The organism is Rhizobium sp. PAMB 3182, assembly GCF_052908355.1.
This window is the reverse complement of sequence record NZ_CM128607.1, coordinates 3,611,280-3,627,142: the sequence shown is the minus strand read 5'-3', so window position 1 is coordinate 3,627,142 and position 15,863 is coordinate 3,611,280. Positions and strand designations below refer to the sequence as shown.

Genomic DNA, 15,863 nt, shown 5'->3' with positions numbered 1-15,863 from the left:
GATGTCTCCAGAATGATTTTTACGCGCGATGCAGATCCCGAACGGAACTATAGCATCAAAAAGGCCGGTCGAAACCGAAGCTTCCTCAGGGAAAACGAGGCAAATCTGCCGCGCGCGCTGTTATTTAGAATCTTGGGAAAATGGGAGAGCGTTAAGGGCTCAGCCGGCGAAGGAGATGCCGGTCGGTCGTGGCAGTGCATTCCGCCGCGCGCCAGCAAGAAGGCCGGTCCAGGTCACATTATCCATGTCTGCCTCCTGTATCGCGGTGGAAAGATGGGACGTCTTTTACCCCCGTTTTCGAAATTTGAAAAGCATCAATGACGCAACGGCGTCACGGACTGTCGCATGTGACAGATCGGCAACAGCCTGAAGTTGCATCGACGCATCGACGCTTGAACGCGTCCGGCAAGCGGGCTAACCAGCAGATCATGACGAGACCATCGATCGCCCTCTACCAGCCCGACATTCCCGGCAATACGGGAACAATCCTGCGGTTTGCCGCCTGCCTCGGCCTTGCCGTCGAGATCATCGAGCCGGCCGGATTCGATCTCTCCGACCGCAACCTGAAGCGCGCCGGCATGGACTACATCGCCCGCGCCGCGCTCACGAGGCACGTCAACTGGCAGGTCTTCGATGAATGGCGCAAGGCCGAAGGGCGACGGCTGGTGCTGGCCTCCACCAAGGCCGCCCTGCCCTACACAACGTTTGCCTACCGGCCCGACGACATTCTCCTCTTCGGGCGCGAAAGCGCCGGCGTGCCCGAGCATGTCCACGACGCGGCCGATGCCCGCGTGCTCATCCCCATGGTCGAGGGTCAGCGGTCGCTCAACATCGCCATGTCGGTCGCCATGATCGCCGGGGAAGCGATTCGCCAGCAGGCATGAAAAAGCCCGCAGCCTATTTCAAGAAACCGCGGGCAGGTTGGAAACATAGGCACTGTTTCCGGGGTCAGGGTATTCAGCCGAACAACGACAGGATGTTCTTCGACTGATTGTTCATGATGTTGAGGCCGATGGTCTGCAATTGCTGCTGCACCTTCTGGGCCGACAGGTTGACCGCCTGCTCCTCCATATTGGCATCCACAAGCCGGCCGATGCCTTTCTTGATGGTGTCCTGCAGGTTCTGCAGGAAATCCGACGAGCTGGAAATCCGGTTCGACGTCGCGCCAAGCGATGCGCCGGCACCGGTCAGTCCGCTCAGCATGGAGTTCGTGGCCGCGATCATGCCGTCGAGTTCGTCGGAAGTGGTCGAAGAATCGACCGCAATTTCCGATCCGGTCGTTGCAGCCGTCGAGTTCGCGTCGATCAGGTGATAGTCATAGGCCGTACCGCTTGCCGTCGTACCGGAATAGCTGCGCGTCAGGAGACCATCTTCGGCATCGCCGCCGGCAATGAGATTGGATTGCGCGGTATCGTAATCGATCGTGCCGATCCTGACGCCGCCCTTGCTGTCGGTTGTTGCCGAAGCGACGAGCGACTGCGTCTGCGGAGCGCTGCCGGCATCCGTGCTCAGCCAGTTCTGGCCGGCAAACGAGGTGCTCTGGGCAACCGTGCCCAACTGTTCCTTCAGCTGGTTGATCTCCGCGCCGACCGCATCCTTGGCCGATCCGCCGAGCGACTTCGCCAGGATCAGCTTCGACTGGATCTGCGTGACGATATCGGTTGCCGCCTGCATGCCGAGCCGCGCGGTGTCGACGGTAGCGGAGGCGAACGCCGTCGCATCCTGTGCGCTCGAAAGAGCCGACCCTTGCGACTCCATGTCCGTCGCAATCGCCCAATAGGCGGCGTTGTCGGAGGCGCTGTTGACCTCCTTGCCGGAGGCAACCTTGGTGATCGTGTTGGCCAGCGCCTTGTTTGAGCCGGTGAGCAGCGAAAGGGCGGATGCGGCCGTCGAATTGTTCAAGCTTACCATGGGATCCCCATGTGTCTCGGGTTAGGGCGACATGCCGAAGAACGGCGCTCGGATGGCGTCATGCCCTGTTCCCCATATCCATATCGATGGCAGGGAAGTACCGATCAGGCCTCACATGTATAAGACAACCGTTGGAAAATGTTTTTCCGGATCGCTAAACTTTTATGGATCACTGCATTTCACAGGATGAACCACAAACGATCATTGAATTGGCAAATAGAATATGAAGCTTTGCTTTGAATGCTTCAGAATAAAACATGAGAGATAAACTGTCAGGTGATCAGTCCGCGGACGGCAGGCGGCGCATGGTGAACTCGATCCGGTCGCCTTCGAGCTGCCGCCAGCTTTCCACCGTCGTCCAGTATGCGGCCTTGGGGAAGGCGTCGAACCATTCGCGCGCCTTGGCGCGGGCTTCCTCGCGACCGAGGCAATAGGTCTTGCGAACGAAATCTGTCTTGGCGCCCCGCGCGCGTTCGTCGCGGTGCTGTCGGATCCGTCGCTTCAAACCGTCCATCGGCGGACGGGCAGGTACTTTCGCCATGCACAATACCTCTCGCCACGCTCAAGAATAGTGCGGGTAATGCTTTATGGCGAGTCCATTTTGCTGGCGTAATGCATGACCCAAGGGCCGCCACCGTTGGATTTTGCGCCATCAACTGTTAGAGCACGCCAGAAACTACAGGCGGGGCCCAGCGAGTCGCCGCCAGGATCGCGCGCAAGGCGGAGGAAACGATGCAGAGACCGGAACTGCCGAAGGGCCTGCCGGACGATATCGAGGAGAAGAAGACCAGGGCCAAGACCTGGTTCGAAGAGCTTCGCGATCAGATCTGCGCCTCGTTCGAGACGCTCGAGGACGAGCTTGCCGGCCCCTTGTCGGATCACGAACCCGGCCGCTTCGAGCAGAGCGACTGGAAGCGCGACGGCGGAACGGGCGGCGGCGGCCGCATGTCCATGCTGGCCGGGCGCGTCTTCGAAAAGGCCGGGGTCCATACCTCCACGGTCTACGGCGAGTTCTCGCCGGAATTCCGCAGCCAGATCCCCGGCGCCGAGGAAGACCCGCGCTTCTGGGCATCCGGCATTTCGCTGATCGCCCATCCGGTGAACCCGAATGTTCCGGCCGTCCACATGAACACCCGCATGGTGGTGACGTCGAGCCAGTGGTTCGGCGGCGGCGCGGATTTGACCCCGGTGCTGTCGCGAAGGCGCACGCAGGACGATCCCGACACGCAACTCTTCCACAAGTCGATGCAGATCGCCTGCGGCCAGCACGACGAGGTCGCCGACTATCCGCGTTTCAAGGAATGGTGCGACGAATACTTCTTCCTGAAGCACCGCAACGAGCCGCGCGGCATCGGCGGCATCTTCTTCGACTGGCTGCATTCGGACGAGGCGCGCGGCGGCTGGGACGCCGACTTCGCCTTCGTGCGCGACGTCGGTCGGGCCTTCAGCCTCGTCTATCCCAAGATCGTCCGCGACAATTTCAACAAGAGCTGGACTGAAGCCGACCGCGACGAGCAACTGATCCGTCGTGGCCGCTATGTCGAGTTCAACCTGCTCTACGACCGCGGCACAATCTTCGGCCTGAAGACCGGCGGCAACATCGATTCCATCCTGTCTTCGCTGCCGCCCGTGGTCCGCTGGCCGTAAGGTCGAGTGGCCGCGTCGCCTGATCCGCGCGGCGCCCGAATTCGTAGTGTCCGGAGTAGCCGCGGCGCGCACATGCGCCGCCTCTCCTGACGAAAGACGAATTCGAGCCCATGGCCGACCGCCCTTCCCTCATCCTGATCCTTGGCGACCAGCTTACGCGCCAGATCAGCAGCCTGCGAACCGCCGACAAGGATCGCGACGTCGTGCTGATGTGCGAACTTCGCGACGAGACGAGCTATGTCGGCCACCACAAGCAGAAGCTGGTGTTGATCCTATCGGCCATGCGGCACTTCGCAAGCGAGCTTGAGGCAGACGGCTGGACCGTCGACTATGTGAACCTCACCGACCCTGAGAACACCCACAGTTTTTCCGAGGAGGTCGCCCGCGCCGTCAAGCGCCACAAGCCGGGCAAAGTCGTCGTCACCGAGGCAGGCGAATGGCGCGTCCAGCAGATGATCGACAGCTGGGCGGACGACCTTGATATCGACGTCGACTGCCGGCCCGACGAACGCTTTCTCTGTTCGAAGGCCAAGTTTGCGGACTGGGCGGAGGGGCGCAAGGAATTCCGCATGGAGCATTTCTATCGGGAAATGCGCCGCGACACCGGTCTCCTGATGGACGGCGACAAGCCGGAGAGCGGCAAGTGGAACTTCGACCATGACAACCGCAAGCCGGCCAAGGAAGACCTGTTCCTGCCGAAACGCCTGCGCTTCGAGCCGGACGACATCACGCGCGAGGTGATCGCTCTCGTCGAGAAAGCGTTTCCCGACAATTTCGGCGCGCTGGAGAATTTCGGCTGGGCGGTGACTGCCAAGGACTCGGAGCGCGCCTTCGACGACTTCCTGAAAACGTCGCTCGCCGATTTCGGAACCTATCAGGACGCCATGCTGAGCGGTCGGCCCTTTCTCTATCATGGCCTGATTTCGCCCTACATCAATCTGGGGCTGCTCGACCCTCTAAAAGTCTGCCGCGCAGTCGAGGAAGCCTGTCGCAAGAACAAGGCGCCCTTGAACGCCGCCGAGGGCTTTATTCGCCAGATCATCGGCTGGCGCGAATATGTCCGGGGCATCTACTGGCTGAAAATGCCGGACTACCGCGACAGGAATGCCCTGTCGGCGCATGCGCCCCTACCCTGGTTCTACTGGAGCGGCGAGACCGACATGAACTGCCTGCGCCAGGCGATCGGCCAGACCCGCGACGAGGCCTATGCCCATCACATTCAGCGGCTGATGGTGACAGGCACCTTCGCTCTTCTGGCCGGCATCGACCCACACGCGGTCCACGAATGGTATCTCGCCGTCTACATCGATGCCTTCGAATGGGTGGAACTGCCGAACACGCTCGGCATGAGCCAGTATGCCGACGGCGGGCTGCTGGGGTCGAAGCCCTATGCGGCGAGCGGCGCCTACATCAACCGCATGTCCAACTACTGCGATGATTGCGCCTTCGATGTGAAGGCGCGGACCGGCGAAAATGCCTGCCCCTTCAATTACCTTTACTGGGATTTCATCGCCCGGCATGAAAAGCGCCTGGGCTCCAATCCGCGCATGCGACAGATCTACGCGACCTGGCACAAAATGGCTCCTGAGGACCGCAAGACTGCCCGCGATCAAGCGTCTGTTTTTCTTGAAAAACTGCGGAATGATGCCACGGAATAGGTCCGGCGACCGTGCTCCACGGGCAATGCCTTGCCCGCTTTTTAATTTAGCATTCGCGCAAAAAGATGGTACCTTCAGACCCAGAGCAATCGTTGGAGGGATTGTAGCTCGCTTTTTGAAGGAGGAGTTCGAAATGGCAGATGCAAAGACCGACCGCAAACCGGTCATCGATGTCGCAACAGAGTCCCCCCGTAAGACGCGTACGCTGAAGATCGAAATAGAACGCCTTGCCGAAGACTTGCGCGCGGCAAGCGATCTGAAATTGCCTCATTCCTATTTTGTCGAGCAGGCGACGCTGAAGCTCGGCGGCCATCCCGAAATCGCGACCGGACATCAGGAAGCGATCGAAGGCAGGGTCACGCATGACGGGCAGTACAAGTCGCCCGCATGCTTCAACGCCTGGGCAATGCCGGACTGAGATTTCCGGTCTCCGGGTGTAACCGGCCATCATCACTCAAGAGTTGGCCGATGACAGAAAGGAGAACCTGATGAAAGTATTCGAATGTGGAACACTCGTTCCGGGTTGCGATTGGCATACCCGGGCGGACGAGGACGCCGAAGTGGTTCGCCGCGCCGTCGAGCACATGCGCACAGCGCATGGCGAAACGGTAATCCGGGAAACCATGGTCGAAAACATCAAGGCCCGTATCCGCAAGGAAGACAAGGCGGCCTAGGCCTCGAAAGGCCCTCGGCCGCCGTCAGCGCAAATGATCCAGCCGGGCGAGCAGGCTCGCCCGGTCCATCACGAAATTCGACTTCACCCATTCTTCTTCCAAACCCTTGAGGACATCGCCGACCTTTGGGCCCGGCTGCATGCCTGCGGCCAGCAGATCTGCGCCCGACAGCGGAAAGACCGGCTTCTGCCAGCGTTCCGCCCGCTCCAGCAGGAGCGACAACCGTCCCACCTTCGCCATCGCCAGCATGTCCGCGCCAGCCTTCGCCCGAGCATTGGCGAGATCGATGCGCAGCCGGGCGATGATGCCTTCACGACCCGACCGGTAAAGAAGCCGGTCGAAGGCGCGGTCGCTGATATCCTCCGCAATCGGGGGAGCACCCGCAAACGCGGCAAGCTCGGCAGCTTCCGCGTTCGAAAGCCGCAGGCGCTTTGCCAATGCGGCGAGGCGCTCGCCATCCGGCGGCACCATGGCCATCAGCCGTAGCATGGGATCGGGCTTCCAGCCGAGCGCCGTGCCGGCCTCGATGAGCGCCGGTATCGTGTCGATGCCCCACTTCTCCGTCTCAGGCAGGATTTCGGTCAGGACGCCCGTCTGGCGCATCCATAGGAGCGCCCTGCCCGGATCCCGCGCGCCGAGCAGCTTCTTCGTCTCCGACCAGATGCGTTCCGCCGAAAGCGTCGAAAGCTTCGAACGTGCCGCCGCAGAAGCACGCAGTCCCGCCGCATCCGGACGACCGCTGCCGTACAGCGCAAAGAAGCGGAAGAAGCGGAGAATGCGCAGATAATCTTCCGCGATCCGCTCGCCGGCATCCCCGATGAAGCGCACGGTGCGCGTTTCGATATCCGGTATACCGTTGACGAGATCGATGATGTTGCCGTCCGCATCGGCATAGAGTGCGTTGATCGTCAGGTCACGGCGCTCGGCATCGACCTGCCAGTCCGTTCCGAACGCCACTTCCGCGTGGCGCCCGAAGGTCTGGACGTCCTTGCGCAGCGTCGTGACTTCAAACGGCGTATGGTCCTTCACCAGCGTGACAGTGCCATGATCGATCCCGGTCGGCACCGCCTTGATCCCGGCCTCAGCCGCCCGACGCATGACTTCCTGCGGAAGAAGCGTCGTGGCGATGTCGATATCGCCAACGGGAATGCCCATCAGCGCGTTGCGCACCGCGCCGCCTGCAACCCGCGCCTCCCCGCCATCGGCGTTCAGGAGCGCCAGGACCGCTTGCAGCGCCGGTTCCTTGAACCACGCTTCGTCGGCGACAGTCTTCATGCATAAAGCCTTTCATAGATGGTGCGGACGATTCCCGCCGTCACGCCCCATATCATCCGCTCGCCATAGGGGATGCGGTAGAAATGCCGCACCGCGCCGCCGAGCATGCCGCTGTCGCGCCGGTGGTTTTCCGGCTGCATCAGAAAGGACAGCGGTACCTCGAAAACGTCGTCGACCTCGTGCGGGTTCAGCGTGAACTTGAAACCGGGTCTGACGACGGCGAGCACCGGTGTGATGCGGAAACCGGTCGCCGCCAGATACTGCGGCATCCGGGCGACCGGCTCGACGAAGGACGGGTCGAGCCCGATCTCCTCCTCGGCCTCGCGGATCGCCGCCCGCTCCGGGCTGCCGTCCTCGGCATCAACCGACCCGCCGGGAAACGCCACCTGACCGGAATGCTTGCGCAGCTTCTCCGTTCGCTTGGTGAATATAACCGTGGCGTCGGGACCATCGTCGACGACCGGCACCAGAACGGCGGCATCGCGCAGCTTCGGCGTGTCGATCGCCCGCACCAGATCGACGTTCAGGGAATGATCACCATGGTCGAGCACCGCGTGCTCGATCGGCGCGCCGACCTGATGCAGGGCCCTGCGGCGAAACTCCGCGGCAGAAAAAGGGAAATCAGCACTCATTGCGACAGGGCATCCAGTTCCGCCGTCGGCATGATCGGGAAGACCGTGCCGCCGGAGCTGACCGAAAACATCTCGATGCCATCGACCGTCTCGCGCTCGCCGAGCGCCACGAGGTCGTACATCAGAGCCCGCGTGACAAGCGCCTCCAGCCGGCCACGAACGAGGATATAGGGCTTCAGCTGCTTGTCCTCGCCGGCAATCTCGAAGCGCAGCGGATGCTCCGGTCCGACCTCGACCACATCGCCGACATTGGTCCGGAAGGTCAGCAACGGCGCGCCGTCCTTCTCTCCGACATGCATCTCGACGGCCAGGAAGGGCGCGTCCTCGACCCGGATGCCGACCTTTTCCACAGGCGTGACGAGATAGGTCTTGCCGTCCTCGTCCCGCCTGAGGACGGTCGAAAAGAGCCTCACCAGCGGCTTCCGGCCAATCGGCGTCCCCATGTAGAACCAGGTGCCGTCGGCCCGGATTTCCATGTCGATATCGCCGCAAAAGGGCGGATTCCAGCGCTCCACCGGCGGCAGGCCGCCGCCCTTTGCGCCGGTCTCGGATGCGGCACGCTGCACGAGTGCCGCCAGTCCGGCCGCATCCGCCTGCGCTTTCATCTCATTGGCCGCCATCATTCAGTCCCGATTGTCCATTTACCATTCCCTTCACGAGATAGTCATTTGCACCCAGCTTGTCAGCCACCACAATGGAAATAAGCTATGATGAGTTGAAGTGCAGCGCACAACACCGCGATTCGGCAGCCCAATTTCGCCCACACCCTGCCAATGGAGATGCCCCATGAGCCTGATGTCCGCTTCCGAAACGACACTCGACGAAAAGGCCATCGTCGAGCTCGCCGAACGGGCGCTCGCCGACATCGCCACCGTCAAGGCCGAGGTGGGCAAGGTTATCTTCGGCCAGGAAAGTGTCGTCGAGAACACGCTTCTCGCCGTCCTCTCCGGCGGCCATGCGCTGCTGGTCGGCGTTCCCGGTCTTGCCAAGACGAAGCTGGTCACCACGCTCGGCACGGTTCTCGGCCTTTCGGCCAACCGCATCCAGTTCACACCCGACCTCATGCCGTCGGACATCCTCGGCTCAGAAGTGATGGACCAGGACGAGACTGGCCGCCGCTCCTTCCGCTTCGTCAAGGGACCGGTCTTCGCCCAGCTCCTGATGGCCGACGAAATCAACCGCGCCTCGCCGCGCACCCAGTCGGCGCTTCTGCAGTCCATGCAGGAGTACCACATCACCATGACCGGCCAGCGCTACGACCTGCCCTCGCCCTTCCATGTGCTCGCGACCCAGAACCCGCTTGAGCAGGAAGGCACCTATCCGCTGCCGGAAGCCCAGCTCGACCGCTTCCTGCTGCAGGTCGACGTCAACTATCCGGAGCTGGCCGCCGAGCGTCAGATCCTGATGGAGACCACCGGCGTGTCCGAAGGCAAGGCGGAAAGCGTGATCGACGCCGAACGGCTGCAGTTCATCCAGAAGCTCATCCGCCAGATGCCGGTTCCCGACAGCGTCGTTGACGCCATTCTCGATCTGGTCCGCTCGGCTCGTCCGGGTCAGGGCAACGCGACGACCGACAAGCATGTCGCCTGGGGTCCGGGTCCGCGCGCCGGCCAGGCGATGATGCTCTGCGCCCGTGCCCGCGCGCTCTACGAAGGTCGGCTGGCGCCGTCGCTGGACGACGTCTACGCGCTTGCCGAGCCGATCCTGCAGCACCGCATGGCGCTGACCTTCGCCGCACGCGCCGAAGGCATGAGCGTGCGCGACGTCATCGCCGATCTGGTGCGGAAGGCCAAGGGTTGAACAAGGTTATAGGAGGCCGGCGAATTTGGCGGCAATAGGCCAGAAGGTCATCCCGACACCGGCAACGGAAACGCTGGCTCGCGCCCGGCAGCGCGCGGCGCTCATCCCTGACTGCATGGTCGAAGCCAAGCGCATCGCCAACACGGTGATCGCCGGCTGGCACGGCCGCCGCAAGCGTGGCATCGGCGAGAATTTCTGGCAGTTTCGTCCCTTCACCGAGGGCGAAAGCCTGTCGCGCATCGATTGGCGCCGCTCGGCGAGAGACGATCATGTCTATGTCCGCGACCGCGAATGGGAAGCCGCCCACACCGTCTGGCTCTGGGCCGACCTCTCGCCGTCGATGATGTACAAGTCGAGCCTGTCTCCGGTTTCGAAGGAAAGCCGGGCGATGGTGCTGATGCTGGCGCTGGCCGAAATCCTCGCGCGTTCCGGCGAACGCATCGGCTGTCCGGGCGTCATGGAGCCCGTTTCCGCCCGCAACGCCGCCGAACGGCTGGCAACCGCCCTGATGCACACCGAGATCGACGGCGGCCTGCCCGACACCGGCATGATCCGCTCGCTGAGCGATCTGGTGCTGATCGGCGACTTCCTCGACACGCCGGAAGCCATTCTCGACCGTCTCGGACCGCTTGCCAAGCGCGGCCTTCGCGGCCACGTGGTCGAGATCGCCGATCCGGCGGAGGAGGATTTCCCCTATGCCGGGCGCACGGAGTTCGTCGATCCGGAAACCGGTGACAAGCTGATTTCCGGCCGCGCCGAAACCGTCCGCGAAGATTACCGCAACGCCTATCTCTCGCGGCGCGCAGCACTCGGCGAAACCCTGCGCCATCTCGGCTGGAACTTCATCAGCCACCGCACCGATCACCTCGCCTCCGAGGCGCTCGTCGCCGTCCACATGTATCTCTCCGGCATGCCGGCCAAGGCCAGCAATGGAGGCCGGCGATGATGGGGCTGCCCTTTGCCTTCACCTTTCCGCTGGCGCTCGGCGCGCTCATCGCGCTGCCGCTGATCTGGTGGCTGCTGCGCCTGACGCCGCCATCGCCGAGGACCGAAGTCTTTCCGCCGCTGCGCATTCTCGCCGGAGTTCTGAAACGCGAGGAAACGCCGGCCAAGAGTCCGTGGTGGCTGACCCTCCTGCGGATGATCATGGCGGCCGCCGTCATTCTCGCCATCGCCGGCCCGGTCTACAATCCGCAGGTCAACACGGTCGCGGGCGACGGGCCGCTGGCGCTGGTCGTCGACAATAGCTGGGCCTCGGCCGCCGACTGGGACATGCGGGTCGAAACGGCAAAATCAATCATCGAGGATGCCGCCGAAGGCGAGAAGCCGGTGGCGATCGTCTTTACCGCCGACCAAACGCATGATGCGACGCCCGGAACGGCCAGCGCCGCATTGGAAAAGCTCGCCGCCGCCAAGCCGCGTCCCCTGAAGGCCAACCGCGCCAAGGCGATAGAAGCCTTGCGCGCCGAACTGCAGGGCCAGACGCCCGGCACGCTCGCCTTCATTTCCGACGGCATCGACGAGGCCGGCGACCGCAAGGCGATGCAGATGCTCGCAGACCTCAAGCCGCAGTCGCTCGACCTCATCGAGGGCGACAACAGCCGCGCCGTCGCGCTCACCTCGGCGTCCAACGATGCCAGCAGCATGACGGTCACCGCCACCCGCCTCGACACGGCCTCGCCTGCCCGCCACCTTCTAGTGGCGCAGGATGCGCAGGGCCGACCGATCGCGACCGGCGACCTCGACTTTGCCGCCGGCGCGGCGACCGCGAGCGCCCGGATCGACGCCCCCTTCGAAATGCGCAACGACTTCGCCCGGATCGCGATCCGCAACATGGACACCGCCGGCGCGGCCTATCTTCTGGATGACGGCTTCAAGCGCCGGCGCGTGGCGCTGATTTCCGGCGAGGCGGCCAACGAATTCCAGCCGCTGCTCTCGCCGCTCTACTACATACGCCGGGCGTTGGAGCCCTATGCCGACCTGATCGCCCCGGACAATGCCGACATGTCGGTCGCCATCCCCAATCTCCTCGAACAGAAGCCCTCGGTCATCATCATGGCCGATGTCGGCCGCCTGCCGGCCGAAACCTATGCGCCGCTCGAGCGCTGGCTGGCGAACGGCGGCATGCTGATACGCTTTGCCGGACCGAGACTGGCGGCAGCCCCCGCCGACGATCCGTTGGTGCCGGTCACGCTGCGCCAGGGCGAACGTTCGCTCGGCGGCGCGCTCTCCTGGGCCGAGCCGCAGCCGCTCGCCGATTTCCCGCCGGACGGCCCCTTCGCCGGCCTGCCGACGCCGAAGGACATTCTCGTCAAGCGCCAGGTCCTGGCCGAACCGAGCCCGGATCTTGCCGCCCGCACCTGGGCAAGCCTTGCCGACGGCACGCCGCTCGTGACCGCCAAACCGGCCGGCGCCGGCAACATCGTTCTCTTCCATGTGAGCGCCGAGGCGACATGGTCGAACCTGCCGATCTCGGGCGAATTCGTGGAAATGCTGCGCCGTGTCGTGCAACTGTCCCGCTCGGGCGGCGCGACGGCGGAAACCACCGCCAATTCGATCGCGAGCCTCCTGCCGCCCTACAGATTGCTGACAGCCACCGGCGCGCTGACGAGCGACACCGGCTCGGCCAAGCCGCTCGACGTCGCCGCCAAGGGCGGTCTGCGGACGAGCTTCGACAATCCGCCCGGCCTTTACGGATCCGAAGACGGCTTCACCGCGCTCAATCTGATGGCGAAGGACGAAGTGCTGAAACCGCTCGACCTTACCGGCATCACCGTGCCCGTCACGCGCAGCCGGCTCATCGGCAACGAGGCGCTGTCCCTGAAGCCGCCGCTCTTCATCCTCGCCTTCCTTTTGTTGGCGCTCGACAGCCTCATCGTCCTCTTCATCAACGGCGCCTTTGCCCGCCTGCCAAAGGCGACGCGGGTCGCCGGCAGCGCCGCCGCCGTCCTCATCTTTGCAGCAGCGATTGCCTTCGCCGTGCCGCCACAAGCCCGCGCCGACGACAGCAAGCCCGGCGACGACATCCTGATGAAGAGCCTCGACACCACCCACCTCGCCTATGTCGTCACCGGCGAAAAGCAGACAGACGACATTTCCGAGGCAGGACTGAAGGGTCTCACCGAGTTCATGACCTACCGCACCGCACTGGAGCCCGGCGAGCCGATCGGCGTCGATATCTCGCAGGACGAGCTTGCCTTCTACCCGATGATCTACTGGCCCGTTTCCGCCTCCGCGCCGATGCCGAGCCCCGCCGCGATCAGCCGCATCGATGCCTATATGCGCAGTGGCGGCACGGTCCTGTTCGATACGCGCGACCACATCAGCGGGCTCGGCGACGATTCCGTCTCCGCCAATGGCGAACGCCTGCAGATGATCCTCGCCAATCTCGACATTCCGCCGCTCGAGCCGGTGCCGGCCGATCATGTGCTGACCAAGGCGTTCTACCTGTTGTCGAACTTCCCCGGCCGCTATGCCGGCGGCCCGCTCTGGGTCGAAGCGCGGCAGGATCCCGACAAGGCGAACCTCAAGTCTTCGTCGTCGGGCGACGGCGTCTCGCCGATCCTGATTACCGGCAATGATTTCGCCGGCGCCTGGGCCGTCAACGATCGCGGCGAACCGCTGCTGCCGACGGTGCCCAATGACGAAACCCAGCGCGAATACGCCTACCGCGTCGGCGTCAACATCATGATGTACATGCTGACCGGCAACTACAAGGCCGACCAGGTCCATATCCCGGCGTTGCTTGAAAGGTTGGGCCAGTAATGACGGTTGCCTTTTCGCCATTCCTGCCCTGGCCCGTCATCGCCGTTCTGGCCTTTGCCGCGGCTGTCCTGCTGGCACTCGGCATCTGGCGCTCGGTGCGCGGTACATGGCTTCGCGCCGGCGCGCTTCTCCTTCTTCTGGCGGCGCTGACCAACCCTGAACTCTTGCAGGAGGACCGCGAGCAGCTGTCGACCGTCGTGCCGGTGGTCGTCGACCGCTCGCAGAGCCAGATGACGCCGGAGCGCATCAAGGCGACCGACGAGGCGCTGGCTGAGGTCGAGCAACGGCTGTCGCGCTTTCCGCGGCTGGAACCGCGCATCGTCGAAGCCCGCGACGACGCCGATGCCGAGGCGCCCGCCACAAAGCTCTTCTCCGCCCTGCAGGCGGCCGTCGCCGACGTCCCGCCGTCCCGCATCGGTGCGGCGATCTTCATCACCGACGGCCAGATCCACGACCTGCCGAAATCGGCAGACCAGATCGGCTTCAACGCGCCGGTTCACGGCCTGATCACCGGCAAGGCCGACGAGTTCGACCGCCGCATCGAGATCGTCAAGGCACCACGCTTCGGCCTCGTCAACAAGGAGCAGGAGCTGACTTTCCGAGTCATCGACGACGGCAAGGCCCCCTCTTCCGCCGCAGAAGTCACCGTGCGCATGAACGGCGAGGAAATCGCCACCTTGAGCGCAAGGCCGGGACAGGACACGCCCTTCTCCTTCAAGGTCCCGCGCGGCGGCAACAACATTCTCGAGTTCGACGTCGGAGCGCTTGACGGTGAAGTGACCACCGCCAACAACAAGGCGATCCACGAGATCGAGGGCATCCGCGAAAACCTGCGCGTGCTGCTGGTCTCCGGCGAACCGCATGCCGGCGAGCGGGCCTGGCGCAATCTTCTGAAGTCTGACGCATCCGTCGACCTCGTCCACTTCACCATCCTGCGGCCGCCGGAGAAGCAGGACGGCACGCCAATCAACCAGCTGTCGCTGATCGCCTTTCCGACCCGCGAACTCTTCGTCGAGAAGATCGAGGATTTCGACCTGATCATCTTCGACCGCTACCAGCATCGCGGCGTGCTACCGATCCTCTATTACGATTATATCGCCCAGTACGTGCAGAATGGCGGCGCGCTCTTAATCGCCGCCGGACCGGAACATGCCGGCGACAACTCGATCGCGCTGACCCCGCTCGAAACGGTACTGCCCGCCGAGCCGACCGGCCGCATCGACGAGAAGGCCTTTTATCCGCGCCTTTCCGACGAGGGCAAGAAGCACCCCGTCACCCGGGGCCTCGAAGGCTCCGACCAGGAACCGCCGCACTGGGGCCGCTGGTTCCGCAGCGTCGATGTCGAACAGCCGAAGGGCGAGACGGTAATGGTCGGCGACGACAGCCACCCTCTCCTCGTCCTCAACCGCGTCGGCGAAGGCCGCGTCGCCATGCTGCTCTCCGACCAGGGTTGGCTCTGGGCACGCGGCTTCGAAGGCGGCGGCCCGCATGTCGCCCTCTATCGGCGCATCGCCCACTGGCTGATGAAGGAACCGGCGCTGGAAGAGGAAGCCCTGACGGCCAAGAGCAGCGGCCGGACGTTGGAAATCACCCGCCAGACCATCGGCGACGATCCGGGGCCGGCGACCGTCCGCTATCCCTCCGGCAAGAGCGAAAGCGTGACGCTCAGCCAGACGAAGCCGGGGCTTTACACCGCCGAACTGAAGACCGACGAGACGGGCCTGTTCCAGATCGCCAATGGCGATCTCTCGACGCTCGCCCATGTCGGCGCGCCGGATGCACCAGAATTCAAGGCCATGGTGTCGACCGAACAGGTGCTGGCACCGGTCGTCGAGGCGAGCAAGGGGCTGATGACGCGTGTCGAAAAGGACGGCGGCAGCGTGGACGTGCCGGCAGTACTTCCGCTTTCCGGCACCATCCGCTCGGCCGACAGGCAGCGCATGGTGGTCCATCTGACCGACGAAAGCGTTCTGAAGGGCATCAACACCTATCCGCTGTTCGCGGGCTTTGCCGGGCTCGGCGCCCTGCTGCTCGCCTTCTCCGCCATGTGGTGGCGCGAAGGACGCTAAGACGTGACGCCTCGCCTTGAAGTGACCGACACGCTGGACGACGGTGCGGAAGAGAAGATCCTGGCCGAGCTGAAGGCCCACAACGACGTCCTGTTCGGCGCACCGAGCGACCGACGTGGACTGTACGTGCCGATCCGTGACGAAGCCGGCGCCGTCATCGGCGGGCTGACCGGCTATACCGGCCGCGGCTTCCTGCATGTGGAAATGCTGTTCATTCCGGAAGGCATGCGCGGAAAGCGCCTGGCCGGCCGCCTGCTTGAGGCCGCCGAGACCGAGGCGAAGGCCCGCGGCTGCGTCGGTGCCTATATCGACACGGCCAACCCCGACGCCCGACGCGCCTACCAGCGGCAGGGCTACGAGATCATCGGCACGCTTGCCGACTACCCGCCGGGCTTCTCCATCACCTGGATGGCCAAGCGGTTCTGACTCGCT

The 15,863-nt window shown here is 63.8% G+C and carries 16 protein-coding genes; 11 read left to right on the top strand and 5 right to left on the bottom strand.

Going from position 1 to position 15,863, the window contains the following annotated elements; genetic code table 11:
- Positions 1-12: 12 nt before the first annotated feature.
- Together ACU5AZ_RS17405 and ACU5AZ_RS17400 are read left to right on the top strand one after the other, a co-directional pair.
- Positions 13-321, top strand: coding sequence for a hypothetical protein (locus tag ACU5AZ_RS17405; protein WP_446823589.1), 309 nt, complete (start codon positions 13-15; stop codon positions 319-321).
- 107 nt (positions 322-428) lie between these two features.
- The gene (locus ACU5AZ_RS17400) at positions 429-884 is read left to right on the top strand and encodes a tRNA (cytidine(34)-2'-O)-methyltransferase (protein ID WP_446823588.1); all 456 of its coding nucleotides are present in this window, start codon (positions 429-431) and stop codon (positions 882-884) included.
- Positions 885-957: 73 nt separating this feature from the next.
- Here the strand turns inward: ACU5AZ_RS17400 and ACU5AZ_RS17395 are convergent, their stop codons facing one another.
- Both ACU5AZ_RS17395 and ACU5AZ_RS17390 read right to left on the bottom strand, forming a co-directional pair.
- Entirely contained in the window at positions 958-1,911 is a 954-nt protein-coding gene (locus ACU5AZ_RS17395; protein ID WP_446823587.1) for a flagellin N-terminal helical domain-containing protein, read from the bottom strand.
- A gap of 280 nt (positions 1,912-2,191) precedes the next feature.
- Positions 2,192-2,452 (bottom strand): hypothetical protein, encoded by a 261-nt coding sequence (locus tag ACU5AZ_RS17390; RefSeq protein ID WP_446823586.1) that lies wholly within the window; start codon positions 2,450-2,452, stop codon positions 2,192-2,194.
- Between the two features lie 191 nt (positions 2,453-2,643).
- Between ACU5AZ_RS17390 and hemF the strand changes: the two genes are divergently transcribed.
- The 4 genes from hemF to ACU5AZ_RS17370 all read left to right on the top strand — a co-directional run bounded on the left by hemF (position 2,644) and on the right by ACU5AZ_RS17370 (position 5,890).
- Positions 2,644-3,558, top strand: coding sequence for an oxygen-dependent coproporphyrinogen oxidase (hemF, locus tag ACU5AZ_RS17385; RefSeq protein WP_446823585.1), 915 nt, complete (start codon positions 2,644-2,646; stop codon positions 3,556-3,558).
- A gap of 110 nt (positions 3,559-3,668) precedes the next feature.
- Positions 3,669-5,216, top strand: a complete 1,548-nt coding sequence (locus ACU5AZ_RS17380; RefSeq protein ID WP_446823584.1) for a cryptochrome/photolyase family protein — start codon at positions 3,669-3,671, stop codon at positions 5,214-5,216.
- A gap of 133 nt (positions 5,217-5,349) precedes the next feature.
- On the top strand, positions 5,350-5,634 hold the full coding sequence (locus ACU5AZ_RS17375) for a hypothetical protein (protein WP_446823583.1): 285 nt from the start codon (positions 5,350-5,352) through the stop codon (positions 5,632-5,634).
- Positions 5,635-5,704: 70 nt separating this feature from the next.
- Positions 5,705-5,890, top strand: coding sequence for a DUF1059 domain-containing protein (locus tag ACU5AZ_RS17370; protein ID WP_446823582.1), 186 nt, complete (start codon positions 5,705-5,707; stop codon positions 5,888-5,890).
- Between the two features lie 24 nt (positions 5,891-5,914).
- Here ACU5AZ_RS17370 and ACU5AZ_RS17365 read toward each other — a convergent pair whose 3' ends face one another.
- From ACU5AZ_RS17365 to ACU5AZ_RS17355, 3 genes are read right to left on the bottom strand one after another with little or no spacing between them, the layout of a single operon-like run.
- Positions 5,915-7,165 carry a CCA tRNA nucleotidyltransferase gene (locus ACU5AZ_RS17365; RefSeq protein WP_446823581.1) on the bottom strand — a complete coding sequence of 417 codons (1,251 nt, stop codon included), beginning with the start codon at positions 7,163-7,165 and terminating at the stop codon, positions 5,915-5,917.
- Entirely contained in the window at positions 7,162-7,797 is a 636-nt protein-coding gene (locus ACU5AZ_RS17360) for a CoA pyrophosphatase (RefSeq protein ID WP_446823580.1), read from the bottom strand. Before ACU5AZ_RS17360 ends, ACU5AZ_RS17365 begins: the two co-directional genes overlap by 4 nt.
- Entirely contained in the window at positions 7,794-8,417 is a 624-nt protein-coding gene (locus ACU5AZ_RS17355; RefSeq protein ID WP_446826038.1) for a DUF1285 domain-containing protein, read from the bottom strand. Before ACU5AZ_RS17355 ends, ACU5AZ_RS17360 begins: the two co-directional genes overlap by 4 nt.
- 175 nt (positions 8,418-8,592) lie before the next feature.
- Between ACU5AZ_RS17355 and ACU5AZ_RS17350 the strand changes: the two genes are divergently transcribed.
- The 5 genes from ACU5AZ_RS17350 to ACU5AZ_RS17330 are packed head-to-tail and all read left to right on the top strand — an operon-like array spanning position 8,593 to position 15,857.
- Positions 8,593-9,597 carry an AAA family ATPase gene (locus ACU5AZ_RS17350; protein ID WP_446826037.1) on the top strand — a complete coding sequence of 335 codons (1,005 nt, stop codon included), beginning with the start codon at positions 8,593-8,595 and terminating at the stop codon, positions 9,595-9,597.
- Positions 9,598-9,622: 25 nt separating this feature from the next.
- Positions 9,623-10,543 (top strand): DUF58 domain-containing protein, encoded by a 921-nt coding sequence (locus ACU5AZ_RS17345; protein ID WP_446823579.1) that lies wholly within the window; start codon positions 9,623-9,625, stop codon positions 10,541-10,543.
- Entirely contained in the window at positions 10,540-13,362 is a 2,823-nt protein-coding gene (locus tag ACU5AZ_RS17340; RefSeq protein ID WP_446823578.1) for a DUF4159 domain-containing protein, read from the top strand. Before ACU5AZ_RS17345 ends, ACU5AZ_RS17340 begins: the two co-directional genes overlap by 4 nt.
- The gene (locus ACU5AZ_RS17335; RefSeq protein ID WP_446823577.1) at positions 13,362-15,431 is read left to right on the top strand and encodes a hypothetical protein; all 2,070 of its coding nucleotides are present in this window, start codon (positions 13,362-13,364) and stop codon (positions 15,429-15,431) included. Before ACU5AZ_RS17340 ends, ACU5AZ_RS17335 begins: the two co-directional genes overlap by 1 nt.
- A gap of 3 nt (positions 15,432-15,434) precedes the next feature.
- Complete coding sequence (locus ACU5AZ_RS17330) at positions 15,435-15,857, top strand: GNAT family N-acetyltransferase (protein WP_446823576.1); 423 nt, start codon at positions 15,435-15,437, stop codon at positions 15,855-15,857.
- Positions 15,858-15,863: the final 6 nt, after the last annotated feature.